General features: G+C 55.4%; 20 protein-coding genes. 12 read left to right on the top strand and 8 right to left on the bottom strand.

Features of this window, described 5'->3' with window-relative positions; translation table 11 throughout:
- Window positions 1-14 precede the first annotated feature (14 nt).
- The 3 genes from FRD01_RS05040 to FRD01_RS05030 all read right to left on the bottom strand — a co-directional run bounded on the left by FRD01_RS05040 (window position 15) and on the right by FRD01_RS05030 (window position 4,697).
- Window positions 15-800 (bottom strand): hypothetical protein, encoded by a 786-nt coding sequence (locus FRD01_RS05040; protein ID WP_146958216.1) that lies wholly within the window; start codon window positions 798-800, stop codon window positions 15-17.
- Between the two features lie 67 nt (window positions 801-867).
- Complete coding sequence (locus FRD01_RS05035; RefSeq protein WP_146958214.1) at window positions 868-2,811, bottom strand: polysaccharide deacetylase family protein; 1,944 nt, start codon at window positions 2,809-2,811, stop codon at window positions 868-870.
- Window positions 2,808-4,697, bottom strand: coding sequence for a hypothetical protein (locus tag FRD01_RS05030; protein WP_146958213.1), 1,890 nt, complete (start codon window positions 4,695-4,697; stop codon window positions 2,808-2,810). Before FRD01_RS05030 ends, FRD01_RS05035 begins: the two co-directional genes overlap by 4 nt.
- 73 nt (window positions 4,698-4,770) lie before the next feature.
- Here FRD01_RS05030 and FRD01_RS05025 point away from each other — a divergent pair, with 73 nt between their 5' ends.
- From FRD01_RS05025 to FRD01_RS05010, 4 genes are all read left to right on the top strand, one after another.
- Complete coding sequence (locus FRD01_RS05025; RefSeq protein WP_146958211.1) at window positions 4,771-6,309, top strand: bifunctional GNAT family N-acetyltransferase/carbon-nitrogen hydrolase family protein; 1,539 nt, start codon at window positions 4,771-4,773, stop codon at window positions 6,307-6,309.
- Window positions 6,306-6,800 (top strand): hypothetical protein, encoded by a 495-nt coding sequence (locus FRD01_RS05020; RefSeq protein ID WP_146958209.1) that lies wholly within the window; start codon window positions 6,306-6,308, stop codon window positions 6,798-6,800. Before FRD01_RS05025 ends, FRD01_RS05020 begins: the two co-directional genes overlap by 4 nt.
- Window positions 6,797-10,822 carry a HEAT repeat domain-containing protein gene (locus tag FRD01_RS05015; protein ID WP_146958207.1) on the top strand — a complete coding sequence of 1,342 codons (4,026 nt, stop codon included), beginning with the start codon at window positions 6,797-6,799 and terminating at the stop codon, window positions 10,820-10,822. Before FRD01_RS05020 ends, FRD01_RS05015 begins: the two co-directional genes overlap by 4 nt.
- A gap of 84 nt (window positions 10,823-10,906) precedes the next feature.
- The gene (locus FRD01_RS05010; RefSeq protein WP_146958205.1) at window positions 10,907-11,689 is read left to right on the top strand and encodes an FHA domain-containing protein; all 783 of its coding nucleotides are present in this window, start codon (window positions 10,907-10,909) and stop codon (window positions 11,687-11,689) included.
- A 5-nt stretch (window positions 11,690-11,694) separates the two neighbouring features.
- Here FRD01_RS05010 and FRD01_RS05005 read toward each other — a convergent pair whose 3' ends face one another.
- Together FRD01_RS05005 and FRD01_RS05000 are read right to left on the bottom strand one after the other, a co-directional pair.
- Window positions 11,695-11,910: a cold-shock protein gene (locus FRD01_RS05005; protein WP_146958203.1), complete on the bottom strand. Its 216-nt coding sequence runs from the start codon at window positions 11,908-11,910 to the stop codon at window positions 11,695-11,697.
- Between the two features lie 177 nt (window positions 11,911-12,087).
- Window positions 12,088-12,876, bottom strand: a complete 789-nt coding sequence (locus FRD01_RS05000) for a tetratricopeptide repeat protein (RefSeq protein WP_146958201.1) — start codon at window positions 12,874-12,876, stop codon at window positions 12,088-12,090.
- A 47-nt stretch (window positions 12,877-12,923) separates the two neighbouring features.
- Between FRD01_RS05000 and FRD01_RS04995 the strand changes: the two genes are divergently transcribed.
- Together FRD01_RS04995 and FRD01_RS04990 are read left to right on the top strand one after the other, a co-directional pair.
- Window positions 12,924-13,367, top strand: coding sequence for a hypothetical protein (locus FRD01_RS04995; protein ID WP_146958199.1), 444 nt, complete (start codon window positions 12,924-12,926; stop codon window positions 13,365-13,367).
- A complete protein-coding gene (locus FRD01_RS04990) occupies window positions 13,364-14,920 on the top strand; it encodes a hypothetical protein (protein ID WP_146958197.1) in 1,557 nt (518 codons plus the stop codon). The genes FRD01_RS04995 and FRD01_RS04990 overlap by 4 nt, the downstream gene beginning before the upstream one ends.
- Here FRD01_RS04990 and FRD01_RS04985 read toward each other — a convergent pair.
- The gene (locus FRD01_RS04985) at window positions 14,874-16,667 is read right to left on the bottom strand and encodes an IgGFc-binding protein (RefSeq protein WP_146958195.1); all 1,794 of its coding nucleotides are present in this window, start codon (window positions 16,665-16,667) and stop codon (window positions 14,874-14,876) included. The genes FRD01_RS04990 and FRD01_RS04985 overlap by 47 nt on opposite strands.
- A gap of 43 nt (window positions 16,668-16,710) precedes the next feature.
- On the opposite strand from FRD01_RS04985, the gene FRD01_RS04980 reads away from it, so the two are divergent.
- Complete coding sequence (locus FRD01_RS04980) at window positions 16,711-17,454, top strand: SIR2 family NAD-dependent protein deacylase (RefSeq protein WP_146958193.1); 744 nt, start codon at window positions 16,711-16,713, stop codon at window positions 17,452-17,454.
- On the opposite strand, the gene FRD01_RS04975 is transcribed toward FRD01_RS04980, so the two are convergent.
- Together FRD01_RS04975 and FRD01_RS04970 are read right to left on the bottom strand one after the other, a co-directional pair.
- Window positions 17,446-19,767: a glutamine--tRNA ligase/YqeY domain fusion protein gene (locus FRD01_RS04975; protein WP_146958191.1), complete on the bottom strand. Its 2,322-nt coding sequence runs from the start codon at window positions 19,765-19,767 to the stop codon at window positions 17,446-17,448. The two genes, FRD01_RS04980 and FRD01_RS04975, sit on opposite strands and share 9 nt — an antisense overlap.
- Before the next feature lie 54 nt (window positions 19,768-19,821).
- The gene (locus FRD01_RS04970) at window positions 19,822-21,210 is read right to left on the bottom strand and encodes a nuclease-related domain-containing protein (protein ID WP_249756025.1); all 1,389 of its coding nucleotides are present in this window, start codon (window positions 21,208-21,210) and stop codon (window positions 19,822-19,824) included.
- A 76-nt stretch (window positions 21,211-21,286) separates the two neighbouring features.
- Here FRD01_RS04970 and FRD01_RS04965 point away from each other — a divergent pair, with 76 nt between their 5' ends.
- The 5 genes from FRD01_RS04965 to FRD01_RS04945 all read left to right on the top strand — a co-directional run bounded on the left by FRD01_RS04965 (window position 21,287) and on the right by FRD01_RS04945 (window position 26,112).
- Entirely contained in the window at window positions 21,287-22,174 is an 888-nt protein-coding gene (locus FRD01_RS04965) for a 1,4-dihydroxy-2-naphthoyl-CoA synthase (RefSeq protein WP_146958187.1), read from the top strand.
- Window positions 22,175-22,280: 106 nt separating this feature from the next.
- On the top strand, window positions 22,281-22,937 hold the full coding sequence (locus FRD01_RS04960) for a Spy/CpxP family protein refolding chaperone (protein WP_249756024.1): 657 nt from the start codon (window positions 22,281-22,283) through the stop codon (window positions 22,935-22,937).
- The gene (locus tag FRD01_RS04955) at window positions 22,938-23,612 is read left to right on the top strand and encodes a response regulator transcription factor (protein WP_146958183.1); all 675 of its coding nucleotides are present in this window, start codon (window positions 22,938-22,940) and stop codon (window positions 23,610-23,612) included.
- A complete protein-coding gene (locus FRD01_RS04950) occupies window positions 23,609-24,937 on the top strand; it encodes a sensor histidine kinase (RefSeq protein ID WP_146958181.1) in 1,329 nt (442 codons plus the stop codon). Before FRD01_RS04955 ends, FRD01_RS04950 begins: the two co-directional genes overlap by 4 nt.
- Before the next feature lie 8 nt (window positions 24,938-24,945).
- Window positions 24,946-26,112, top strand: a complete 1,167-nt coding sequence (locus FRD01_RS04945; protein WP_146958179.1) for a metallophosphoesterase — start codon at window positions 24,946-24,948, stop codon at window positions 26,110-26,112.
- Window position 26,113 lies beyond the last annotated feature (1 nt).

Below are 26,113 nucleotides of genomic sequence, written 5' to 3'. Positions count from 1 at the left end.
TCGGCAATTATCGCCTAAGCCTTTACGCGTTCACCGGTTTGGGCGGTGTCGATGGTCAGGGAAACAGAGCCGACCGCAAACCAGCCGAGGAGAAACATGGCGCATTGAACGAGGATGGCGAGCACTTTGCTGATGATGAGCTGGATGGTTCCACCGCCGAGCAGTGACGCGACGCCGAGCGTGAATCCAAAGGAAAAAAGGCCAGCGAAGATCAGGATGCCCGTGGCCATGGCGACGAGTGGAATGTGATTCTTTGCGGTTTCAAATGAGTCTTGAGCGGCCGTAATTGGCGAGGTGCCCTGGCTTGAATAGTAGGGCGCGAGGCAGAGTACGCCATGTGCCAAGAAGCCTGGGATGATGCAGAAGAGACTCCCGATCATCGTGCCAAAAACCAAGATGGTGTAGGAGCCCAGTGAGTAGAGGAACACGGGTTTCATCGCGTCGATGAGCTCTGCGATGGTTTGGTCGCCCTGGGTGATGCCGAGCATTCTGAGTTTGAGCGGGGCGAAGAGCGAAAAGAGAACACCGCCGCAGATGAGAATGACTACGAATTCCAGGAAGTTAAGTACAGGCGCTGCGACAAAGGAAAGCACGGGAACCGAAGCAAAGAGGATGATCCCTGCCGTCTGCACAATCTCTGCGAGTCCCAGGAGTCCGCACACGCCAGCGATAAGCGTCCACATGGCCGGGGTGATGCTTTTGAACATGACCTGCAAGTTATGAACGACGTCATCGAACTGCGGTGTATAGGCTGTGGTCAGCCCGACTCTATTTTGCTGGGCGAATGGATCGGTTTCCATGTTCAACTCCTGAGATCTGTCGCTCTATTGGAGTCTTTCGCGCGCTAATAGTCAAGGCCACACCGAATTAGGGCTCAAGAGTCGGTGGTAGGGGCTCGGCGTAGATGACGTCGATGGTGTGTCGGCCACCGGGGACGCTGATGATGCGGTCGGTGTTTGCTCCGTTTGTGGCCACATCTTTGAGCGGGACTTCTTTTTCATCCACAAAGACCGAGATGATCTCTTGGTTTTCGAAGGTCCGGGGGACGGCGAGTCCCGCAAACGCACCCTTTTCGAGGGTGGATGACGTGGTGCCGACGAGATTTAGCGTCACGGTTAAGGTGCGTTCCTCGGCGTTCCAACGGCTCGTTAGAATTGAGCGACGGCGGGTGGAGAGGAAATCCATGAACTCGCCGAGATTGGTGACCCAATGGTCGTGCTTTTTGGCGAGCTCAAAAGCCTGGTCAAAGGCCATGAGGATGCCGGCCGAAGGATTTGACCTCATCGCATTGGAAGGAAGACTGATGACGATAGGTTGGTGATAGAGCGCCTGAGAATCCTTGAGCAACGTGTTCAGGCGCGTCTGAGACATGTTGTCGGAATGCAGCACAAAAGGTTGTTCAAGGAGTGGGAGAGGCAGCCCCGTCTCGTCCAGAGGATAGTAGGGAAACCCGGAGCCGAAGATATATCCCCACTGGTCGGGCTCGGTGGGGCCAAAGCTCGAATCGAGCCTAACGCGCGAGGCCGCGAGCTGTTTAAAGGTGCCTGCCCAATTGTTCTGAACCCGCATGTCTTCGAGGCGGACCACGCGCAGCGCCCTTTCTGCTGGGAGGTTCAGATTGAGGCGCATAAATTGTTGGTCGATATTGAGTTCTTCTTCGATTGGGCGAACGGCCCCGAGCCCCACGGGATCGACCACTGGCGGGCGTGTGAATCCCTGAATCCAGTGCAAGCCGATCTCGACGTTGAGCTTCTCGGCGAGCTCCGCATGAACTTTGGTGAAGCGGTCGCTCGCCGCGAAGATGGTCGCCGTGCCCCCGGCGTTCTTGGCGGATTCTGCGAATGCAAACGCGGCTCTTGGGTCACGGCTCGCAGAATGCGTCATCATCATGGCCCCCGATGAGGCGCCTGGAAAAAGCCAGAGTCGGGGGATGGGGCGGAAATGGCGAAGACGCTCAAAGATGCTGCGGACCAGAAGATCGGCCAGCGGGGCGCGTGCCTTAAGTAGGGCGGAGTTTGCGCGCTGGCTCGACTTAATCGGCTCGTCGCCCGGCACGAAGCTCATGTCTTTGGCGGGCGTGCCTTGCTGCAGCGCGGTCAACGAACAACCGACATTGAAGAGAAAGGTATGCACTTGGCCCTTGCCGGTGGGCAGCTGGAGCCATCCTGGCTGTGAGTCCACCTCGAGGAGCACGGGGCCGGTCGGGTAGGGTTCAAGCGGAGGAGCTTGAATCAGGTTTCCCCTCAATGGGATGCCGGTGAGTTCGTTTCTGAGCGTGCCGTGGACGTTGAGTCCGTCCACCGATGTGATCTGTTGTGCTCGACTCACCTTCTTATCGGAGAGTACACCGGAGATCAGCGACCAGTTTTCGTTCGGCATCTCCAGCACGACCTGGCCGCCTTCGTTGGCAAAATCGGAGAGGAGTTGAACGCCAGCCGGCGGCATGGAGCGCACCACACGTGCTGGGAGAATGACGACTTGCCTTCCCGCCAGAACTTCCGGGCTAAGGTCGCGCGTCATGGCCGTTGAGAACGAGCCGAACTCGCGCCAGAGTGCGTTGAACCACGCGTAAGAGCAGTCGAGCTCATCGATGGAATTCGCGGCAGCTGACGGGGTATCTGGAAGCAGGAGTAGGATATCTCCTTCGGCCCGGTCGGGTGGGCGACTTCCATACGACTCGGGGCTCGTTGCCGGCCTGAGCGTGGGTTCTTCGAAGGCCGAGAAGAACCACCACACACCGAGGATAACGACCGCAATGAGCAAGTCCCACCGCAATGCGTGGAGGACGCTGGAGTTTCGACGAATCCTCATTGCCAAACTACCTCGATAGTGGTGAATCCGGAGTTCAGCGGGATGAGTCGGACGGTTTTGCCGGAGTAGTTGACGACTCGAGTTTCAAACTCTGTACTTCCGAAGCTTTCACTGCCTTTGGGGCGCGCGAGCTTGAATACTTTGGAGTCGACGACTTCAGGGATTCCGAGCTCTAGGTCTCGTCTTTTTGCCTCAACTGTGAGTTCGATGACTAACTCTTGCTCGCGTTCACTTCGTGCAGAGTTGATGGTGCCTGACCTTCGGGCACGTTGGAACGCGTCGAATTGGTTGACGCTCAGGTAGGCGTGGTCGAAGGATTCGGCGAGCTCTGTGAGCTCAAGCCAGGCGTTGAACTTCTGGATGTCGGGGAAGTCCGCGAAAGCGACCGGAGCGCTGACGTGTACGAGAGCTTGATGGTGCCCATTCTTGCTGTTTTGGAGCAGCTTTTCTTCGTTCGGGCCAGCTCTGTAGCCGTGCGGAAAGGTTACTGGGAACTCGCGAATCGAGAGAGGTAGTCCGGTTCTATCGAGGGCTAAGAACGGGAGCCCTGTGCCGAAAGCAAACCCACTTTGTTGATCTTGTGAGTAGGAGAGGTCGACGCGAACGCCCTTTGAAGCGAGCGCGCTGAGTGGTGTCTCCCAATCCGTGGTCCACCAGTTATCATAAATCATGGAGGTGTTAACGGGGCCGCTGGCCTTTTTCCTCAAGTTCTCCAGTTGAGTTTCGAGGACGACGGCTTTTGCGAAAGGTTTGATGGACCCGAGGCCAAATCGGTCCAAGATCTCGTGAGGTGTAGATTGCAGGCGCCAGAGCAGGCCGAGGTCGCCACCCAATTGGTCTACGGACTGCGCGGTGTCTGCATCGATGAGGTTGTCAGAGGTGCTCAGGAGGGTGGAGGCGCGCTTGTTCTCGGCCTCGTGGCGAAGCATCCATGCGGCACCGTTGCCTAGTTCGCTATCGGTATGGACGGCGACTAGTGCACCGTCTTTGCCAGCCGGAAACGGCCAGTAGAAGGGAAGCACTCGGTTTGAGCCGATGACCGTGTGAACGACGTAGCGCTCGAGGAGGTCCGCGAAGGGGATCGCATTTTGTTTGAGTCGAGGGTCTCGAATGAGGTCCCAAGTTCGGGGTTCCGGTCGTGCGATGGAGAAGTCGTCCTTTGGCTGACCTTGTTGCGTGGCCACCATGAGCTCGCCGAAATCGAACTCCAACGTGATGACTTTGCCTTTGCCGATAGGGGTTTCGTAGATGGCCGGAGCTCCGTCAATGGAGAGCCATGTTTGTGCGCCTTCACGTGCGCTGGTGGAGCCGATGAATTCGATATCCACGGGCATTTGCAAGAGTTCTTGTTTGAATGGGTCCTGGAGATCCCGGACGAAGGTGAAGGTCTGCCCCATTTGTTTGCCGACCTTTCCATCGGCCGAAAACCGTTCCCTGAGCAGGCCTTCGGGGCGCTCCACAACCACCAGCAGCCTGTCGTCTAGCAAGTTCTCTCTAAGAATGGAGATAAGAGCATCGGGCACGGACTTAGAGACGCTGGAGGTGAGCACCACCACGGACGATTCTTCGATCGATTTTCGAGTCAGCGTCTTGGGCGTGGCGATTCGAACCGGGCCAAGTTCTTGTTCGAAGGTGTTGATCCAGGCGGCACTGAAGTCGCGCTGGGAAAATGAATCACCGCTCGCGCGAATCGCATCGTAGTCGAGTACCAAAAGCACGTCTGACGCGACGTCGCGTGTGAGCTCCACTGGAGTTTCGGCGGGAAATTCGACACTTGCGTGCAATGGCGTGTCGTTCAAGATGTCGAGCACAAAGACCGTTAAGACCAGTGACCAGAGAACAATTCTCCACGGGATATGAGCTCGGTTTTTTCTTCGTAGGTCCATCGGCAGAAGTGATAACCGACAATACGGATTTGTGCTAGAAGGTGCACCAACAAGACGAAGTCTACGGAGAGTTATGTCATCACAGGATTCGAGCGCACGATTATTGATTAGGCCACTAAGTTTAGAGGACTTGGATGAGATCCAAGACCTGCATCACCGGTGTTTTCCCGGTATGGTTCCATGGCTTAGACACGAGCTGGAGAGCCATCTTCGGATTTTTCCTGAGGGGCAAATCGGTATCGAACTCGACGGTCGTCTCGTTGCGACTTCGAGCAGTCTGATCGTGCACGAAGAAGATTATATCGGCGACCACACTTACGATCAGGTGACTGGAAAGGGCATGCTCTCAACGCATGATCCAACGGGCGACTCTCTCTACGGGATCGATATCGCCGTTGACCCTGAATGCCGTGGGATGCGGCTCGCCAGGCGTATTTACGACGCGCGAAAGGACTTGGTCAAAGAGCTCAATTTGCAGCGAATTCTAATCGTTGGGCGCCTGCCGAATTATCACCTCTGGGCCGATAAGCTCAAAGCTCCAGAGTACGTTCGGCGAGTGTTTCGCTCGGAGATCGACGATCCGGTGCTCAATGCTCAGCGCTCGAATAAATTCACGGCGAAGCGTGTCTTGAGCGGCTACTTGCCTAAGGACGATGAGTCCAAAGGTTTTGGTGTGTTGATGGAGTGGCTCAATCCTGAGTACGTCCCTATCGACGATGAGCTTCCGAGCCGTGTGCGTGTGGCGTCGGTTCAGTACCAGATGAGGGCGTTGGATAGTTTTGAGGATTTTGCCCAACAATGCCGATTCTTTTTGGATACCGCGTCGGACTACCGGTCGGACTTTGTGATTTTCCCAGAACTCATCACAAACCAGTTGATGTCCTTGGTGCCCTCGGAATCGCCGGGTAAAGTGGCCAGACGGCTCAACGAGTATACGGATGAATACATTGCGTTTTTTCAGAAGTCCGCGATTCGCTACAACGTGAACATTATTGCTGGGACGCACCTCTGCGTGGAAGGAGAGCGACTTTACAATATCGCCTATCTCTTTCACCGAAATGGTACGATTTCCAAGCAATACAAGGTTCACGTGACGCCGTCAGAGGCGCAATGGTGGGGGATTTCACCTGGCGATGACGTCGAGGTGTTCGATACCGACTGTGGAAAAATCGCGATCCTGATTTGCTACGATATCGAGTTCCCGGAGCTTTCCCGTATCGCGATGGCCAAAGGGGCGAATCTCTTCTTTGTGCCGTTTAACACCGATATTCGGTCCGGGTATCTAAGGGTGCGCTCTTGCGCGCAGGCTCGCGCGATTGAAAATCATGTGTACGTGATCTTGAGTGGTGCCGTTGGCAACCTTCCCGAGGTCGATGGTTCGGACATTCACTACGCACAATCGGCGATTTTGACGCCTTCTGATATCGCGTTTGCTAGGGACGGTGTGGCGGCCGAGGCGACTCCGAACGTGGAGACGATGTTGGTCCACGACTTGGACCTCGATCTTTTGCGGCGCACAAAACGAACGGGTGCCGTGCGGACCGTATTCGACCGAAGAAAAGATCTCTACGTGGTGCGCTATCGTAGCGGTGATCAGGAGTTCGAAGCATGAATTGGGAATTGGAGCGTCAATCCGGCGTCCTCCTGATGAAGCCGACGCGTGCGAGCCGAGTGCGCGAGGGACTTCAGCGCGGGCTTTTGGTTGGAGGCGGCGTGGGCGGTCTTTCTCTGCTCTTCTTTCTGGCATCGTTTCTGGGGCCGAATCCAGTCGACTGGAAACTCCAAGTTTTGAGCGCGCTTATTCTCGGAGGACTTTTCGGAATTCTTAGCGCGATCGCGCGGTTTGGTAGGGAAGATATGTGGATCTTCGACAAGGGCCAAAAGAGTTTGGTCTGGGAATCGAGGTCGATTGGAACCGCCCTAAAGAGCGTGACCTTTCCGCTTGAGGATTTGGCCAGGGTTCGTTGCAATGAGCGGATGCTTGAGATCGAGTGGACCAACGGTGAGCGCGAGGCCCTTGCTCAGGCGAATAGTTTGGACGAAGCTCAAGGGCTCGAGAGAGAAATCATGGACTACCTGAGTCTCGATAAGGAAAAGAGATGAAGAGAATATACGCCTTCGGTTTTGCACTTTTTTTGAGTGTTATGGCTGGTGATTTTGCGCATGCTCAGGACTGGGATGTGCAGTCGGACCGCACGCAAGAGATCGTTCGGCGCTATCAGCAACTGCTTGAGCGCACGCCGACCGAAGGCTTTGCTTTTCAGAAATTGCTCGATTACGTGGGCAAGGGAAAGGGCCTGGATAACCTTATTTCCCAGTATGAAAAGAAGGTTGAGGATAATCCCGATAAGGTCAATTTCCGGCTCATACTCGGGCACCTTTTCAAGGCAAAGAGCGAGTATACAAGCGCGCTTGAGCAATATGATAAGGCGGTTGAGCTCAGTCCAGACTCCTCCCTGGCGTGGATGAGTCGAGGAACGGCGCACCTCATGCTGCAGCACGAGGACGATGCATCCGTGGACTTTGAGAAGGCGCTGGAGCTCGAGACTGACCGGACCAAACGACAAGAAATCTTGCGTAAACTCTCAGATTTGGCCTTCCACCGGCGCGACTGGGAAAAGGCCCAGCAGTACTACGATCAGCTGGTTCAAATGGAGCCTCGGAACGAGTACTTGCGGATGGAGTACGCACAGATTCTCGTGCGCTACAAACGCTACGATAAGGCGCTCGAGCAGTACGAAGAGCTTGTGAAGCTCGCCGGGCGCGACGCGAAGACCAAAGCCACCACGATGCGCGATATGGGTGAGCTCTACGAGATGATGGGGCGCGACAACGACGCGCTTGAGACGTATCGGAGCGCCATGCGTTTGGTGTCTTCGTCGAATTGGCTGCACAAAGAGCTTCGATTGAGAATTGTCGGCGTCTACCGAAAGACTAACAGGCTCTCTGAGCTAGTTGAGGAGTACGAGAACCAGTGGCGAAACCCCAATTATGACCAGTCGATGGAGCTCGCTGAGCTTTATGAAGAGTTGGGGATGGAGGAAGAGGCTCTGGGCATGTTCCGCAGAGCGTCGAGGCTAAACTCCCGTAGCGCAGATGCACGCTTGAAGGTGATTCGGATTTTGGAGCGACGCGGCCAAGAGGCTGAGGTGATCAAGGCGTATAAAGACTTGATTAGGGTCTCGCGCGGACAGTCGCGCTACGAGTTTGACCTGGTGCGCGTCTACATGCGGTCGGCGCGTCGAGACGAGGCTACGAGCCTGCTCAAGAGCATTGAGCGCCGGTACTCGCGTGACTTGGATGTGCATATGAACCTCGCGGACGCCTATATGCGTTTTGAAATGAGGGATGAGGCGCTTCGCATCTATCAAAAACTGGTGAAGCTCGAGCCGAAGAATGACGCGTTTATTCTGGGGCTGGGCGAGTTCTATTATCAGAGTGGTGAGCTGGATAAGGCGGTCGAGACGTGGACCAAACTGCTCAACTCCAACCTCACTGCGGCCGAGGCTCACGCGAAGCTTGGACAAGTGCTCGCCGAGCATGGCATGGTCGAGCGCGGCCTTACTCACTACGAAAAAGCGGTGGAGATTTCGCCGGAAGACTTAGGGGTGCGTCGCGGTTTGGCCCTTGCCTACGAGCACGCACGGCAGTGGCAGAAGTCCATCGACACGTGGACGTATGTTCTCGATAACGCCGACCACGCCTTGACCTCGAATGAGGCGCGAAGCCGGATCATCAATATCTATCGCAGAACGAACCGCCTCCGAGGAAAGATGCGGGAGTTCCAACAGGCTTTTGAGTCTCGCCCGCGGGACATCCAGGCTGGGTTCTTCTTAGCAGAGTCCCATATTCGGCTGATGGCGTATTCAGACGCCGAGACCATTTATGAAGAGTTGGCGGCGATTGCCAAGCGTGGCGATGCCGGCGAGAAGTCACAAGAGGTGGAGATCGACGCGCTGGTTTCTTTGGACAAACTCTATCAGCAAACCGGAGAGCTCGAGAAAGCGATTGCAACGCTCCAGCGGCTCGCCGAGCTCATGCCGGCGCGCTCCAAAGACTACTTTCACCGTATTGCGGAAGTATCCTTGCGTCTCTATCAAGACGACCAGGCTGTCCACTACGCGACCCTCGCAGTTCAGCTGAACCCTGATGATGCGATGGCGCAGGCCCGTCTTGGCGATGTGTACATGAAGATGGGCAACAAAGAGAGCGCTGCAGTTCAATACAGGCAGGCGGTGGACTTAGACCCAAGGGCCTATGAAATCCAGATGAAGCTGGCCACGATTTTGATCGAATTGGGGCAGCTTCCAGAGGCCGAGAAGTACTTGAGGGACTTGGTTCAGAAGGCTGAGGACGAAAACCTGATCTTGGACGCTGCGCGCCGCGCAGTGTCTTTAGCCGAAGCGGACGACAGGCTCGAGGAAGTGGAGGCCGAGTTTTATCCTCTGGTGTATCGAAGCCCGCCAAAGCAGGTTTATCGGCGAGTGATGGTCGAGGTTTATGACCGATTGACGCTTCCACTGGTGACCCAAGACCAATTTGGTGTTGCGAGCAACAAGGCTGAAGCGACGCGTAAAATCAAGGAGATCGGCACGCGTGCTTTGCCTGTTTTGGTGGATTCGCTTCAAGCTTCTGACCTTGGTGTGCGTGCCGCAGCGATTAGACTCCTGGCGGATTTGCGTCAAAAGAATGCAGCGGTTGCGCTAGCTAATTTGGTGGATAATCCCGCAGAGAATTTGCGCGTCGAGGCAGCTATTTCGGTGGCGCATCTTGGCGAGCCGAGAGCAGTGCAGCCTTTGATTCGGTTGGTTTCGGACACCGATCCAAACCTCAGGGAGCTTGGGATTTGGGCGCTAGGCGGTGTGGGCGGCGAGAAGGCTGTGAGCACACTTGTGGATGTCCTAAAGGGCGGGCAAAGTTGGCGAGAACAAACGCTGGCAGCGTTGGGGCTCGGGAGGATTGGCGGTGACAAGGCTGTTCGAGAGCTCGCGAGTTTCTACGAGACCTTGGGTGAGAGGCGTTTTGGGGAATACATGGGTGTAGCTGTGGTCTGGGGGCTCGCGCGCTCTGGAAACCCACTGGCTGTGGACGCCCTAAAGAAGTCCTTGGAAGAGGGCAACTCCGAGACGAGCACCGTGGCTGCATGGGGACTTTCCCGTGTGGCCAATGAAGCAGCAGTGGCTGCACTCTTTGAGCAGCTTTGGGGTGACGACATGACGACCCGTAGAAGGGCGGCTGTTGCACTAGGGCAGTGGGGAAGCGTCGATCAGAATTCAGAAGAACGGCTGGAGGAAATGCGTTCCGAGACAAGGCTGATTCAGGTCCGTGAACGCAAAATCGATGTTGAGGGTCTTCTGAGACACCTTCGGGTGGAGGCCGAGCTTATCAAGCGCGGTGATCCTTCAAAGTTGCTGGGCGAACACGCAGATACGATCGCACAGGTAGCCGTAGACGTGGTGCGAGCTGGGCGAGGGCACGAGGTCGTGGCGGATCTTGTGGATTCCAGTGGAAGACCTCGACTGGGCCAGGTGATTCCAAGTGTGCCTGAAGGGGATTTGGACCTCTGGAAGTCGATTGCCCGTGCATCTCTGCGTGAGCTGCAAGGTCTAGAGACCTTGAATGACTCGGAACGCCTCGCGGTCTTGCAGCTGATTCACGGTCTTGGTGATAAGGAAAATCTGGGATTTGTGACTTCAAGCTTGAAGCATGAAAATTCGGCCGTACGTACACAAGCGGTGTTTGCGCTCTCGAAAGTTGGCGGGCGCGAGCACGTGGATGAGTTGGCCAAGTTGATGAGCGATTCGTCGTGGGAAGTACGTGTTCAGACTGCCAAGTCGATGGGTATCCTGGCTGGGCCGGGAGGTAATCCCGCAGCTGAGCGCGCGCTCTTGAACGGACTCAAGGATAAGTTTTCTTCGGTACGAGAAGCGTCCGTTTGGGGTCTTGGAGAGCTAAAATCCACGTCTTCAGTAGGGGCGCTGAGGGAGCTTCTCTTGAGCGAGCCTATCGCAATGAAGGTGGCGTGTATTGAGGCGTTGAAAAAAATTGCCTCGTCTGAGGCCATGGAATTGGTCGCGCGCCATCGGCAACATCCGGACTATCGAGTGCGAGCGGCTGCAAATTGACTCAAAGACGGGTGAACGGTTCTTGATCAGCAGGTCAATCGGTCGTACTCTTCGGGTCGTTATCTAGTTCAAAAGGGTAAATTCATGCCAAATGCGCGTGTGTGTACAGAGTGCGGAGCTGTAGTTCCAGATGGTCATCACTATTGTGGTCGTTGTGGGGCTCGTTATTTTGATGAAGGATCGGGCGCAGCCAACGAGACGATGTTCTTTGGGGCTATGCAGGCTCCAGGTCGCGCCAAGTTGATCTTGATACGCGGTGAAGGCCTTGAGGGCCTGAGCTACCATCTCAATGCTACCGAACACGTTGCGGGCCGAAAGCAAGGCGCCATTCTCTTTCCAGAGGATAACTACTTGAGTCCGCGCCACGCGAGCTTCTTGTACCGCGACAACGTTCTCTATCTGAAGGACGAGGGCAGCCACAACGGGACATTCCTAAGACTTCGTGGTCCGCGAGCAGTCGCCGACGGGCAGGAGATCTTGGTGGGTGAGCAGCTCCTTCGGATCGAGTACCTGAATTTGAAGGCGGAATATCCGATGAGAGAGGAGACTCTGATGTATATCAGCCCTCCTAAAGATTATATGTTCCGAGTCACGCAGATCGTGCGTGGAGGAAAGCCTGGCGCGTCATTCTGTTCTGTGAACAACGACGTTCTAGTTGGTCGAGAGGGGTGCGATATGAACTTCCCTGACGACCGACACGCCTCGCGAAAGCATGTCAGACTCACGTGGAAGGACGGCCAAGTTGTGGTTCAAGACCACGATTCTCGTAACGGAACCTTCATCCGCGTGTCCAACGAAGAGCGTCTCCAGCATGGAGACTACGTGTACTTCGGAAGCGAACTGATGCGCGTTGAAATCAACGTCTGAGCGCGTTAGTCGCTCTCTTCTTCCCGGACCACGTTTTCTGCGTGAAGTCCTTTGTCACCAGCACATAGCTCGAAGACAACGTTTTCGCCTTGTCGAAGGGTCTTAAAGCCATCACCAGCGATTTGGCTGTAGTGGACGAAGATGTCTTCTTCCACGTCGCCTTTGGTGATGAATCCAAAGCCTTTCGCGTTATTAAACCATTTTACTGATCCCCTGTGCATACTACTCCTCCCGAGTTCCTAACAATTACAAGCACAACACCATTGCTTTCCATCCCCGTGGACATGCAATTTTTTTCTCGTGTCTTAAACTAAAGACCTTCGAGAGTGCATGGTCAAGGGATTTTTTTCTTTTTTTGTAGGACGTTGGTGGTCAACGGCGCTGAAACCCGCATGGTGTCAAGATTTTGACGCAGATTTGCTCTTCCAAGAATTTATCAAATTCTTGGCTCTTTTGACGTACGGACCCTCAGGATCGCGATCAAGGTAGGTTTGCATCGATTGTACGGCTTCGTCGTAGCGTTCAAGTTGCGCGAGGACCCATGCTTTATTGAAATACGACATTGAGAAGTTTGAATCGATTCGGTGCGCGTTCTCGTAGAACTCGAGAGCTTCTGGGTAGTTGCTCTGTGTTTGGTAGATCAAACCAATGCCGTGCATGGCTCTTGGATCGTCTGGGAAGAGTTCGTTGATATAGTCGTAGGTTGCGCGAGCCTCGTCGTACTTGAAGATGAAGAGGTACGAGGCGCCCAGATTGACGAGTGTGTCGATCTCGGGCTTAGGCTGAAGCGCGAGGGCAGCACGGTAGGCGTCGACCGCTTGGCCGTACATCCCGCGTTCCTGGTAGATATTGCCGAGGTTGAAATAGACCTGATGGTGTTCTTTTCCACCGTTCTGAAACGCTACCTCAATTGCGCCGAGGGCTTCCTTAAACTTGGCCGTGCGCGAATACGCGATGGCCAGATTCATAGGGATATCCCAGCGTTCTGGATGGCGTTCTGCGGCGTCTTGATAGATTTTGATGGCGTTATCGTAGTCGCCCGCATCAAGCGCCTGATTGCCCTGAACAAAGAGTTCCTGAGCGACCATGCCGTTTGTCTTGACCGGCGTCTCGTTTTCGGCTGTCTTCTCGGGACCTCCGCACGCGACGAGTGATGTAGCGAGCAGGAAGATTATTATTCGAATCACGTGTTATCCTCAGTTAAGTTAAGGTGTCGTCCACGTTGAGTGTTATCGTGAGAGTACATTATTGGTTTGTCTTCATAATCGCAACCACCCTCTTGTGGGGTAGTGGTTGTGGCAGCACGGCTGAAGAAGTTCAGAAGCGAAACGAGACTCAGAGTCAGGCCCCGAGTGAAGCCGATTTGCTCTTTGACGCGGTAGTTGAAGAGTTCGAGGCACGCGGACTTGAAACCAAGCTGAGTTCTCGGGAATATCTCGTCAACGCGAGCGATTTTGAGCAGGTAAATTCAGAACTTCGTCGCCGAGTCATCGCGCGTATCATCGTGTTTAGTCGAGGAATTGCATTGAACGTCACATCGGAATACCAGCGACTCAATCGAAGCGAGAAGCCCGAGGTGTGGGTGGAAGCAACCGATGAACTCACGCTCAAGCGCGCGCGAAAAGACGAGTCCGAGCTCGGAGCTTCCATCCAAAACAGGTTCAAGGAAAAGCGTTGAGAGTATTTCACCAAACCCTTTTCTTCTCCCTGATTTGCTTCGGATTCCTTGGGACATCGTATGCGCAAGGCGTGGATGCCGTGCGTGTTCTATTCTACGGCGGCGTCGAGAGCACGCGCGTCTTGGACTTTGACGGAACACGGGTCTCAGATCTCGGGGACGTGTCCACCACGTCAGGAACGCTCATCGCCTCGCTCGACCTGAAGGTGACGGGCGAAGGTGTGCTTCTGGCGCAATCCAACGGCGAGGGTTTTTCGATTTGGAACGACGGCGCGCGAGCGTTTACGCTCGACCCGAGCCAGCGATATCGACGCGTGACCTCGGCCTCAGTGGCGGGATTTGATTCTGAGGGCGCTGTTTCGAGAGTGCTCTTTTCGGATTCCTTCTCGAATGTGGTTCTGATCCGCGAGCTCGGGAGCAATCAGAACAGTTGGTATCGCTCGTTGACCTTGCCAAGTGGAACGTTCGGCGAGGTTGAGGACGCCGTTTTGTTGCCGACCGGTGAGATTGCGGTGGCGACGAACTACCCAAGCGCAAGCCTCAGCACCGTAGATCTCTTTGGCATTTCAGGTGCTTCACATCGGCAGCTCGCCAACAGGACTCACCCGGATGGACCTTCGGAACTGGTTGTCGCAGAGAATCTGGCTGATATCAGGGATCTCGTAGGGCGAACGGATGGCGGACTCATCGTTGGCGCGGCAGGGGAGATCCTCAGTTTTAGTCCAGCCTTGGAGCTTGAGTGGCGCCAAGATATCACTCTTCTAGGAGGCGAGCTTGGGTCGCTGATCACCACTCCGAACGGCTACATCGCGTTTACGATGTTCGAGCCCGGCGAATGGGTGAATCCAAACACCAACCACCGGGTCTATTGGATGGACGCAGAGAGCCGAGAGGTCGTTGGGGTATCTGGCCCGCTTGAACGAGCTCCCGCTGCCGTGGATCGATTTGCGGGCCACGGCGGTACAGGAACCCCCGGGTATAGCTCCGGCATTGAATTGGGTGAAGGTGTGCCCGAGGATCTGCTCCTCACCGGGCTGAGCGCAAGCGAGATGGTCTATTCGGCGGGAGATCTCATCGAGATCGGTGTGAATGTGGTGAACCGTGGGAGTCTCCCGGTCGGGGCTTCGGCGGCATATCTTGAGCTCGGTTTGGGGAATTGCACCGAAGGTATGGAGTTTCCTCAAGACGTGACCTCGCTAGGGGAGACGGTGTTCTATCCGGGGGCTTCGTTGAGGCTCGAAGGGGCGATCGAGGCAGATCGCTTAGAGGCCGGAACTTGGTGCGTGCGTGGTCGTGTCGTTGTGGACGAGACCGAAGTGGTGAGTGGGGCGCCGGTCAGATTTCAGATTCTGGGTGGTGGTAGCACAAACGTGGACGTTGAGGATTTGGGTTTTAGTACCGAGCCAGACTTGGGTTTTCCGGATGCCGATATGTCCGTTGATGTTCCTGTCTTGGCGGATAGCGGATGTGGCTGTGAGGGAGGGGCCGGAGGTGCACTCTTGCCGATTATTGTTTTGGTCCCAGGTCTAATCCGCCGACGTAGGCGTAGCTGACGTAGTCGTCATAAGCGTAGACCAAGAGTTGGAAAGGCTGCGCTGATTCGATGCGATGAACGCCTGCGCTAATGCGGACCGTAAAGATTTTCCAGCGCTGGGAGTTCACCTGAACGGACTGAGTTTGAAGCATTGACTCAGGCTTTAGTTGTTCTCCATCGAGCAGAAACACCGCGTTCGCGGGCGCAGCAACAGTGATGTAATTCACCGCGTAAGTAGGCGGAGAGATGAAGGAATAGTCAGTCCTTAAGCGATCGATTGGGGGGAGAAGGAACATGGCCGGATCTCCGGCTTGCGTGCCAAAAAACTGTTTGCCCGTGCTCTCTTGGCCAGACAAAAAGCCCGCTACGCTTAGCCTACCGCTCGCCGAGAGCGAGGTGGGCTCATAGAGTCCAATTTCACAGCTTTCGCCAGCCTCGAGTGTGAGGGAGCCGCCGCGTACGCGGCAGAGTCGCCTTTGTGTGGAGGAGGACGTCCGAACGTCCAGGCTTGAGAGCGGAGGATCGAAACTTACCTGTACGTCTTCGTCAGCTGTCAGCCACCAGTAGATACCTTCCGTGGTGTCTTCGGGGTCGTCACTTCGAATTCTCATCGGCGAGAGAATGTATTGAGACCCGAGAGAATCGGCGGGCAAGAGTTGGGATTCCAGGTGGTCACATGCCCAGAGTTGGTCAGGGATAAAGGTACAAGGATGAGACGAGAATACGCTGATGGGGTGCGAGCTGTTCAACTCAATCCCTGAGATATCCGGGGTGACGGAACGGATGGTGAATGAGGCATTGGCATCAATGCTCTGAGAGTAGGTGTTTCCCAAGTCGCGCCAGCTTAGGGTCGTGTCTGAGTCTTGGGCGATCACGATGGCTTCCGGAGGTAGCTCGCCAAATGCCGGGTAATTCGTGAGTCGGTAGCGCGTTCCAAGTGTGTAGTCTGGGAAGAGTAATGACGCGTCGTTGCTGTAGTTCTGGTTGCAGCAATAGGGGTTGAACTGCGCTGCGATGACAGGCCGAGTTGACTTGATCTTGATCGGTGTATTGTTGCGGATATCGAGCACGAAGACGGCCATGTTTCGCGGCGGAACGACCACGTTTTCGACGGATTCGATGGGTAGAGTTGCCCCGGATTCGTCGATAATCTCTGAGGTCTTGGGCGTACCTTGGGCGAGCAAGATTTCTTGATTAGCTGAAGATAGTGAGACGCTGAGAGGCAGGAATCGGTTGGGGTTACCGACCACGATGGCGAACGCGTAGTCTTCTTCGCTGAGGTTGAAGAGCCGGGTTGCGGTGTATTCGCAGCCGATATACGAGCCTTCGTTTTCGGCGTTGGCGCAGAGATCCACACACGTTCCGGCGCGGCAAACCGAGTCGTTTGGACACTCGCTCTCGTTTTCGTACGAGCGGCCGTCCGCGGCACATGTTGCGACCGAGCGCGTACCGAGACAAATCGATTCAGACGCCCGACAGGCAAAGTCTACACATCGCCGATCGCGGCAGATCTGGCCAGGTTCGCAAGCTTCGAGATCGAAATAGGCGCCATTTGGACCACAGACTTCGTAGAACGGGCTAGTTTCGTCGACACATCGGCGAGAGCCAGGCTGACAGAGACGCGCGACTTCGTCGGGGGTTCCGGCATCCGAAAAGCCGAGATCTGGTGGGTCTTGTGGAAAGGCAATGGGCTGGGGGCCATTTTCTTCGTCACATGCGAAGAGAAATAGGCAGAAACCAGCGACTAGTCTTGATATGAGCTTCATCGGAGCGTAGCGTAACACAGCTTTATCACTAAGGGAGTAGCGCTTGGATGTCTTGGAACAGGTGGCGGAGAGAATAAAGTCCGCACGAGGCATTTTTGTGTTCATCGGAAGCGGGTTGAGTGCCGCGTCCGGCGTGCCGCTCTATCGGGACGAGGAAGGCAAATACATTCATCCCGAGGTTTTGCCGTACACACAGCGCAAGACCTTCGACGAGGATCCGGCGCGGATGCTGGCCTGGTACAACCAAAAGCGCGCTTCGCTTGACCGTGTTTGGCCCAATGGCGCTCATTATGCGCTGGCCAAGCTGGCTGCTTTCAAACCTTGTGTTTTTGCGACCCAGAATGTGGATGGCCTTTTGGAGCAGGCGCTTGAACACGAAGATGTAGACGCGGAAGTGCTGCGTTTGCACGGTTCATTGCGGATATCGCGCTGTGACGCCTGCAAAACCAGGGATTATTCGAATGCGGAGTGGGGGCTCGAAAACCGATGCCAGCGGTGTGGTGAGCTCCTTAGGCCTGATGTTGTGTGGTTTGGAGAGCCTTTGCCGAGAGGGCTAGTGGATGCCGCGACCGAAGCTTTGCTGGAAAGTTCTGTGTGTTTGATCGTGGGGTCGTCGGGCCTTGTGTTTCCGGCCGCTGAGCTTCCCTCGTACGCAAGCGAACGAGGGCTCTACGTGGTGGAAGTGAACACCCACGAGTCCCATTTTTCAGCCGATGCAGATGTGTTCTTGAAGGGGCCGGCCGAGGAAGTTTTGCCGGCACTCAATGAAGCGATTGGACTACTCTAGACGATTTTGCAGTCTTTCTCGCACCATGTGTCCGTCCGCCGCGCCTTTTGTGGCCTTCATGACTTTGCCGATGAAGAAGCCGAAGAGCGTGGTCTTGCCTTCTTTGTAGCGCGCGAGCTCGTCGGGGTTCTCGGCGAGAACTTGGTCGATGATGGCGTCGAGCTTTGAGGTGTCTTTAAGGACACGCAGACCGCGCTGGTCCACGATAGCCTCAGGACTGCCGCCATCCGTGAGCATCACTTGGAGAACTTCACGAGCTGCCGCGGTAACAACTTCATTGTCATCCACGAGTTTCACAAGTTCAGCGAACTGGGCAGGCGTGAACTTGAGGCTCGGGAGCGCGTCTTCCTCGATTTGCGGGAGGAGTTCGTTGACCATCCAGAGCGCGGCGGAGGCGGGCGCACTCGAGACCGCCAGTAGCTCCTCGAAGTAGTCGCCTTTTTCGACCTCGCCGGAGAGGAGGTCGGCTTCGTCGTCCTGCACTCCGAGTTCCAGGTAGCGAGCATAGCGGGCTGCCAGCGCTGGGTCTTGTTCTCGTGCCTTTTCTCTTTCCAGAACCCTAGAACTTTTCTGGGGCGTCCCTTCGGCTTTCTCGGTCGGCGCAGGCTTGGGCTCAGGTTTGGGCGGTGCTTCTTCGGGAGCATCTGTTTTTGCGACTTCTTTGGCCCACGAGTCTTTGAGCGACACGACGCGGTTGAAAATTGGTGTGTCTTTGGAAGAGTCCAAATCGTGAACAAAATAGCCGTTTCGTTCGAACTGGAAATGCGTTTCGTCCAGTGTGAGAGCCGCTGGCTCGATGAACCCTGAAGAAATCTTCAATGAGTCTGGGTTGATATGGGCCAGGAAATCGCCGTCGGCGTCAGGTTTTTCATGCGAGAAAAGCCGATCGTAGAGGCGTATCTCTGCGGGCAATGCGTGGGTAGCAGAGACCCAGTGAATCACGCCCTTGACCTTCTTTCCCTCAAATCCACGTCCGTCCTTGGAGTCCATGTGGATGGAACACTTGAGCTCCAGAACGTTTCCAGATTCGTCCTCAAGCGCCTCATCACAACGAATGACGTAGCCATATCGTAGCCGGGCCTCACCGCCGGGCTTGAGGCGGTAATAGCCTTTGGGCGGGTCCTTCATGAAATCATCGCGTTCGATGTAGATCTCGCGCGTAAGCACGACGTCTCGTGAGCCTTCCTTAGGTACATCAAATGGCCAAAGCGGGGCGTCGATGGTTTCGGAAAAATCCTCTGGAAGGTTCGTCAAGGTGACCTTGATGGGGTCGATCACACACATCACACGCGGTGCACGGTGGTTGAGATCGTCACGCACGCAAAACTCAAAGAGGCTCATGTCCACAGTGGAGTTGGCCTTTGCCACACCGATCAACGACGCGAAGTTTCGGATGGCTTCGGGCGTGACGCCACGTCGGCGCAAACCAGCGATGGTGAACATCCGAGGGTCGTCCCAGCCGTTGACGTGCTTTTCCTGAACGAGCTGCAGGAGCTTTCGTTTGGACATTACGGTGTAGTTGAGGCTGAGCCGCGCAAACTCAATCTGCTTTGGCTGGCACTCAACTTCCGTGGTTTGAATCACCCAGTCGTAAAGTTCGCGATTATTTTCGAACTCCAGGGTGCAGATAGAATGGGTCACGCCCTCGAAAGCGTCTTCGAGGCAGTGCGCATAATCGTACATTGGGTAGATGCACCACTCATCGCCAGTGTTGTGGTGATGCGCGTGTTTGACGCGGTAGAGTGCAGGGTCTCGCATGACCATATTGGGAGAGGTCATGTCGATCTTCGCCCTGAGGATGCACTCACCATCTTTGTATTTGCCCTGGCGCATCTGTCTAAAGAGCTTCAGATTTTCTTCCGGCGAGGTGTTTCGATAAGGCCCTTCAACGCCGGGCTCGGTCAGGGTGCCCCTTTGTTCACGGATCGCTTCGTGAGGCTGAAAGTCTACGTACGCGAGCCCCTTTTGAATGAGCTTTTCGGCCAGGAGATACATTCGTTCGAAGTAATTCGACGCAAAAAAGAGGTTCTCGCCCCAATCAAAACCGAGCCATTTCACGTCGTTCTTGATGGACTCAACGTACTCGATGTCTTCTTTGACCGGGTTGGTGTCGTCAAATCTGAGATGGCATTGGCCTTGGTAGTCGATGGCCAGGCCGAAATTCAGACAAATGGACTTCGCGTGCCCGATGTGGAGGTAGCCGTTGGGCTCGGGCGGAAAGCGCGTCACGATCTTGGTGTGCTTTCCGGACGCGAGGTCTTTGTCGATAATATCGCGGATGAAATTGGATTTTCTTTCGATTTCTTCGGCCATGACTGTTCTCACTCAAAAACGGTCATGAGGCTTATCACGAAAGATTTTCTGGTGCTAGATAAGCGGAATCTCCGGGCCGATTCTTGGCATATACTGCCGTCCCGACGCTTTATCAGGGTCGTAGAAGACCACGAGTTGTCCCCCGGGTGTCAGGGCACTTTCTAAGACCTCCAGTGCGGCAGGGGAGAGGCTTTCGCCTTGGTCCACCACGATCGCGTCCCATGGGCCGATGAGGTCTTGGGTGAGGGCAGCTTTAAGGGTGTGCGCACTCCTCTCTTGGGGAGGCGGCGACTCGTTCAGGAGCATCGCAGCTCTAAAAACAAGTCGCGGATAATCGATTGTTTCGATGGTTCCAGGGAGTTGAACAGACCAACGCCGCGACTTGAGTTTGAGGTCGGGTTTGGCAAATCGAACAGTGGTCTCATCCACCGAATCGATAGCCTGTGTCGCAGGCTCGTCCGAGACCTTGCCGATCGCAATGGTGCGTTCATCTTCGCTCGGGCGCTTGAACGCGAGGGTTGAGGATGAGTCGAGGGTGAGGGTTTGGGTGGCCTCGTGTGCCACCTGGACCTGTCTTGCGAGCTGGGTCGTGACCAGAGAGAATTTTTCGGCCAGCGCAGGATCATGGCAGAGGAGCAAGACGCGCTTATCCTCGTTGGCCATCATTTGTGCCGAGTGAAAGGCGAGCAAGGTCTTACCGGTGCCGCCAGAGCCGTTGATCATGAGTCGTTTGGAGGCGGAAATCCTTTCGGCGACGGCTGCCTGTTTGTCTGTGAGGCGAACCATGGGGTGCGCCCCGCTAGGAAGCACGCGGTCTAGGAGTGGTACGAGCTTGATTTCCGGGCTCAAGACATTGGTGCGAAACGTCTCGAATTGATCGGCTGAGAGCGTCGGAGGTGTTTCATGCTTTCGGGCCCAAAAGCTCATGGCGTCCACGACGAGTCGATGCGTGTCTTCCAGGACGGCGGCGTCAAGAAAGATTTCTGGCTCCATATCAGGCGGGATATTGTGGCTCTCCCAGACACTTAAGGGGAAAGCGATTGCCCAGCCGTAGACCATTGGGAAACGGCCTGAAATCGAGCCAAACAGTCTTACACACGAGCCGCGAAACTTCGTGACAAGCGCCTCCACCTGACTCTTGGCTTGTTCGGCGGGAGTACGCGAGAGTTTTTCGCGCTTTTTACCCTTCATCCGATACCAGGTTCCATCGTGGTCGCGCTCGATGCCGCCGCCTTTGCACTCGAGGAAGAGCATCCCGAGCTCGGGGTGCAGGATGATGAAATCAACTTCTCCCTGAGCTGCAGTCTCGCCGGAGACGAAGGGCAGGGCATAGTAGACGTAGAAATCGTCGGGGAGACCGGCCTTGAGAGCCTCAAAGATCGCGCGTTCGCTTCGAGTCGTATGCACGCCTTCGGGGAGTTCGGCGGGAAAGATTTGAGCCATGGGCGAGGTCAGATGAGGTTGTAGTAATCGAGGGCAGACTTTACCATCCTGCGGTCTGAAAACCGAGAGGAAGAACATGGTATCTGCAATCTTTGATGAGTCACGTTGGGAAGCTGTTGAGGGGTTCGATTTTGAGGACATTACGTATCACCGTGCCAAGGATCAGGGCACCGTTCGTATCGCCTTTAACCGTCCCGAGGTCCGAAACGCGTTTCGGCCAAAGACCGTGGATGAGTTGTATCGCGCCCTTGACCACGCGCGCATGACGCCGGACGTGGGCGTGGTACTTTTGACCGGAAACGGGCCATCTTCTAAAGATGCTGGCTGGGCGTTTTGTTCCGGTGGTGACCAGCGGATTCGCGGGAAAGATGGCTACAAATATGAGGGAGCTGAGGGTGTGGACCCCGCACGACTTGGGAGGCTTCATATTCTTGAGGTTCAGCGGCTGATTCGATTTATGCCGAAGGTTGTGATTTGCGTGGTGCCGGGCTGGGCCGTGGGCGGTGGGCACAGCCTCCATGTGGTGTGCGATATGACGATCGCGAGCCGTGAGCACGCCCAGTTTAAGCAAACCGACGCAGATGTCGCTAGTTTTGATGGTGGTTTCGGGTCGGCCTATTTGGCTCGGCAAGTCGGTCAGAAATTTGCTCGAGAGATCTTCTTCCTCGGCCGTACCTACACCGCTCAACAAGCCTACGAGATGGGTATGGTCAATGCTGTGGTTGACCACGATAAACTCGAGGAGACGGCGCTTGAATGGGCGCGTGAATGCATGAAGAGCCCCACGGCGATTCGAATGCTGAAATACGCTTTCAATATGATCGACGATGGGCTGGTTGGGCAGCAGTTGTTTGCGGGCGAGGCCACAAGGCTTGCGTATGGAACCGATGAAGCCCAAGAGGGGCGAGACGCGTTTTTGGAGAAAAGGCCACAGGATTACAAGGATTTCCCGTGGCATTTCTAGTTCTTTGTAAAAAATGAAATCGCTTAAGACTCTCTTAAGAGTCGGTTCGTAGAATCTAGTGTGTCAGGCGATGGACGTCTGAGAGAATCCAAATATGGAGAACGAGATGAAAACGAACCTGAAGAAACTTTTAGTAGCCAGCGCCTTCTTGATGACCACCGTCGGTATGGTGGGTGTCGTGGGTGCACATCAAGGAAAGAAGGGTGAGCGTCTTGAAGAGATCAAGGCGGAGTTGAAACTGACCCCGGCGCAGGAAAAGGCGTTCAAGACCATTCAAGAGGATAAACGCGCGAAGTTTAAAGAGCTCAAGAAGAGCGATTTGCCAAAGGAAGAAAAACGGGCGCAGATGAGGGCTTTGAAGGCTGAGACGCGTGCCGAGCTTGCAAAGACCTTGGACGCGCAACAACTCGCGAAACTCGATGCGAAGATGGAAAAGCGCAAGGCCAAGTTCAAGGGCAAGCGTGGTGAGAGGGGACCTCGGCTTGAGAAGTTGGCCGATGAGTTGGAGCTGACCGAGCCCCAGCGAAATCAAATCAAGTCCATTATGGAAGACGCAAAGGCTGAAAGAGAGTTGATTCTTGAAGCCAACGACTCTGACCGACGCCAGGCGCGCCCTGAGCTAAAGGCCCATCGGCAAGAGGTCAAAGGCAAGATTCGTGCGGTGCTGAGTGCTGAACAAGCAGCGAAGTTCGACGCGATGAAGGCTAAGCACAAAGGCGACCGTAAGGGTAAGAGAAAGGGCCAGGCAAAGAAGGGAGAGTAAATGCCTAAAATCCTGGTAGTTGAGGATGATGCGAACCTCGGAAATGAAGTGGTCGGCACGCTTGAGCGTGCTGGCCACGTTGTGCGTTGGTGCACGGACGGAGCAACGGCGCGAAGAGAAGACATTGAGTCGTATGATTTGGTGATCCTCGACCTCATGCTGCCCAACGTCCATGGGTTTGATTTGCTCAAACGTTGGCGGGAATCATCTGAGGTTCCGGTCATCATTTTGACAGCGAAGACGGACACCCACGACAAGGTGCGAGGGTTTTCGTTGGGCGGGGACGACTACGTCACGAAACCCTTTTGGCCTGAAGAGCTCATCGCCCGTGTAGATGCGCGGCTCAGGCGCCCAGCGATTATAAGTTCGAGCCGAGATATTGGACCGCTGACGCTTTTCGAGGACGAGCGCGAGGTTAAGGTCAACGGAGAGTTGATAGATCTGACACGCGTGGAGTTTGATATCTTGGCCCTTTTGATTTCGCGTCTGGATAAGTCGGTTTCTCGTGCACAGATTGTGGAGCGCGTCCTAGATGAGGAGAGCGAGGGCGGGTTTAGGACCCTGGATGTACACGTCTCGAGAATCCGCAAGAAGCTCGGGGATGCTGGGGTGCATTTAGAGACGGTTTGGGGCATCGGCTACCGTTTTGCTTCTTCGCCTAAGACCAAAGCATGAAACTTCCGTTGAAAGTCGCGCTCGTGATAGTGGCGCTGGTTGTTCCTTTGGTTGCGCTCTTCACTTTGTGGCGAGTGGGTGCTGAGCGGAACGACGTGATGGAGAGGGTCAGCGACCGAATGGCGACTAGAATCTCAGCGCGCCCGCCGCTTCGGTGTTTGGAGAGGCCCGAAACCTGGGAATTCTCGCGAAGGGGCGTTAAAGGCTGGGCCTACGACCTGAATCTGCAATCGAAGAATCCGAATGCACCTAGGTTTCCCGCGGGCCTGAAAGACGTGGTTCAGAGCGAGGAGCCGGTCCACGATCTCGGTTTTCGGCGGAGCGGAGCAAGTGCGGTGCGAACTGGTATGGGAGGGGCATGTGAAGTCATGCTCTTGACGTGGTCGAGGCCGCCACCACGCGGGCCTGTGCTCAAGCCAATCATCGGTCAAAGCGTGGCGCTCGCGTTCTTGCTATTTCTCACAGGTTTGGTGATTGCTGGTCCGCTTGTGCGTCGAATTCGGAAGCTGCAAAAAGAGGTCGAGAGCGCGGAGGCCGCTGATTTCCGGGTCGAGTCGAGCCTCGAGGACAAAGACGAAATTGGCGACCTCGCCCGTGCCTTCTCCGGCCTCGGCGCGCGCGTTCGACAGACCATCGACGACCTCAAAGCTCGTGATGAGGCCTTGACTGAGTTTGTGTCGAACACCACGCACGACCTCGCGATTCCGCTGACGGTGCTCCAGCACAGGCTGGTGCGAGCCATCGATGAAGATTCGAGAGAGCACGTGGAGGCTGCGCTGCAGGAGTCGCATTATATCTCGTCTCTTGTCAGAAATATGGGGGCTGCGGCGCGCCTTGAACGGTCGGAAAATGTGGTCAAACATCAGGTGAACTTGGTCGAGCTTTTGGAGCGTGTGGTTCAGCGGCACGGGCCAGTCGCTCAATGGAAGAACGTGGAGTTTAACGCTGGGTTTCCTGAAGAGGCTGTGGAGATTGAGGCTGACTCAACGTTGCTCGAACAGGCGCTGAGCAATTTGGTGCAGAACGCGATACAGTACGTCGAGCCGCGAGGCCACGTCAGTGTTTTGCTCGAGCAAGAGTCCCGAGGTGCCGGCAAAGTCTGGTGTGTCCAGGTGATGGATGATGGTCCGGGCGTGCCTGAAGAAATGCTCGAGGAGCTCGGCGAACGCGGCGCTCGATCTGATGACGCGAGGAATAGGAACCCAGGTGGGCAGGGTTTTGGTCTGAACATCGCGCGTCGAGTGTGTCGGGTACACGGATGGACCTTGGAATTTGAAAACACGCATCCTGGGCTGATTGCGCGCATCTGTTTGAAGACCGACTAGGAGTCTTAATGACATATCCACTATGGGGCGCATTTTTGCTCTCCGTGTTGCTGGCGCTGGTGCTGCGCAATCGAGTGTATGCGGTATTTTTACTGGTACTTCTGGGTGTGCAGTCTGCAATCTGGGAGATTCTTTTCTTTCCTGAATACGAGCTCTGGTTTGCCCCAGGGGTGGCGCTGGTTCATGTCCACTTTCTTTCGTTGATTAGACCGCGGCTTCGCCCGCTCTGGTGGAGACTGGTCATCACTTGGCCCGCGCTCTTTTTAGTGGCAGCGACTGTTTTGGCTCTGCCATGGGCGGCGATGAAGGTGATGGGAGTCGAGCCAATGCTTCTCGCGATTCCTTTTGTTGTGGCTGGCTTTGGGCTGATCCAATCTTTGGTTCACTCACCTTCTGAGGTTGGAATTGGTCGTGTGCACTCTGGTCGTTTTCAGAGGCAAAAAACCGTAGCGCCGGCGGAGATTCAGGGTCTGCGGCTTGGCCATCTCACCGATTTCCACCTCGGGCCGTTTGTCTCGGCCAAGCGAGCGCGGCGGGCGGTAGAGAGGATCGTTTCTAAGGACCCTGATTTAGTGCTCTTGACGGGCGACTTCATGACCATGGAATCGCAAAGAGATGTAGAGGCCTTGAGGTATGCTCTTGAACCGCTGGCTGCGATGAAGGGCAGGGTGTTTGCGTGTCGTGGAAATCACGATTTGGAAGCACCCGAGACGCCTGCGACCGTGTGCGCTGAGCTTGGTATTTCGTGGCTTATCGACTCCGCGGAGCGTGTGGAAACGGCGATTGGTGAAGTGGAGATCGTCGGCATCGATTATCGGTTTCTGAAGGTCAAGGACCATATCGACAAAGTCTTCAATCACGTCGGTGGAAAGACCACGCACAGGATCGTACTTCTGCACGACCCCTCACATTTTCGGTATCTTCCGGACGAGTCCGCGGACCTTGTTTTGAGCGGACATACCCACGGTGGACAGCTTGGGCTTCTGAGTCTTGGAGTACCGTTTACAGTTGTCGGCGCCACGGGCGTGGTGCCTGACCAGGGACTGTTTTCTCGCGGCAGCATGCGGCTCTATGTCAATCGTGGTTTAGGACACTATGGATTCCCGCTGAGAATCGGTGTACCAGCAGAAGAGAGTGTGCTTCACGTAGCGTTTTCTGATGAAGCGAAGGATTGAG

The organism is Microvenator marinus (genome assembly GCF_007993755.1).
Taxonomy (GTDB): Bacteria; Myxococcota_A; Bradymonadia; order Bradymonadales; family Bradymonadaceae; genus Allomicrovenator; species Allomicrovenator marinus.
Note: the sequence above shows the minus strand (reverse complement) of the source record. Positions and strands in the feature narration are given on the sequence as shown.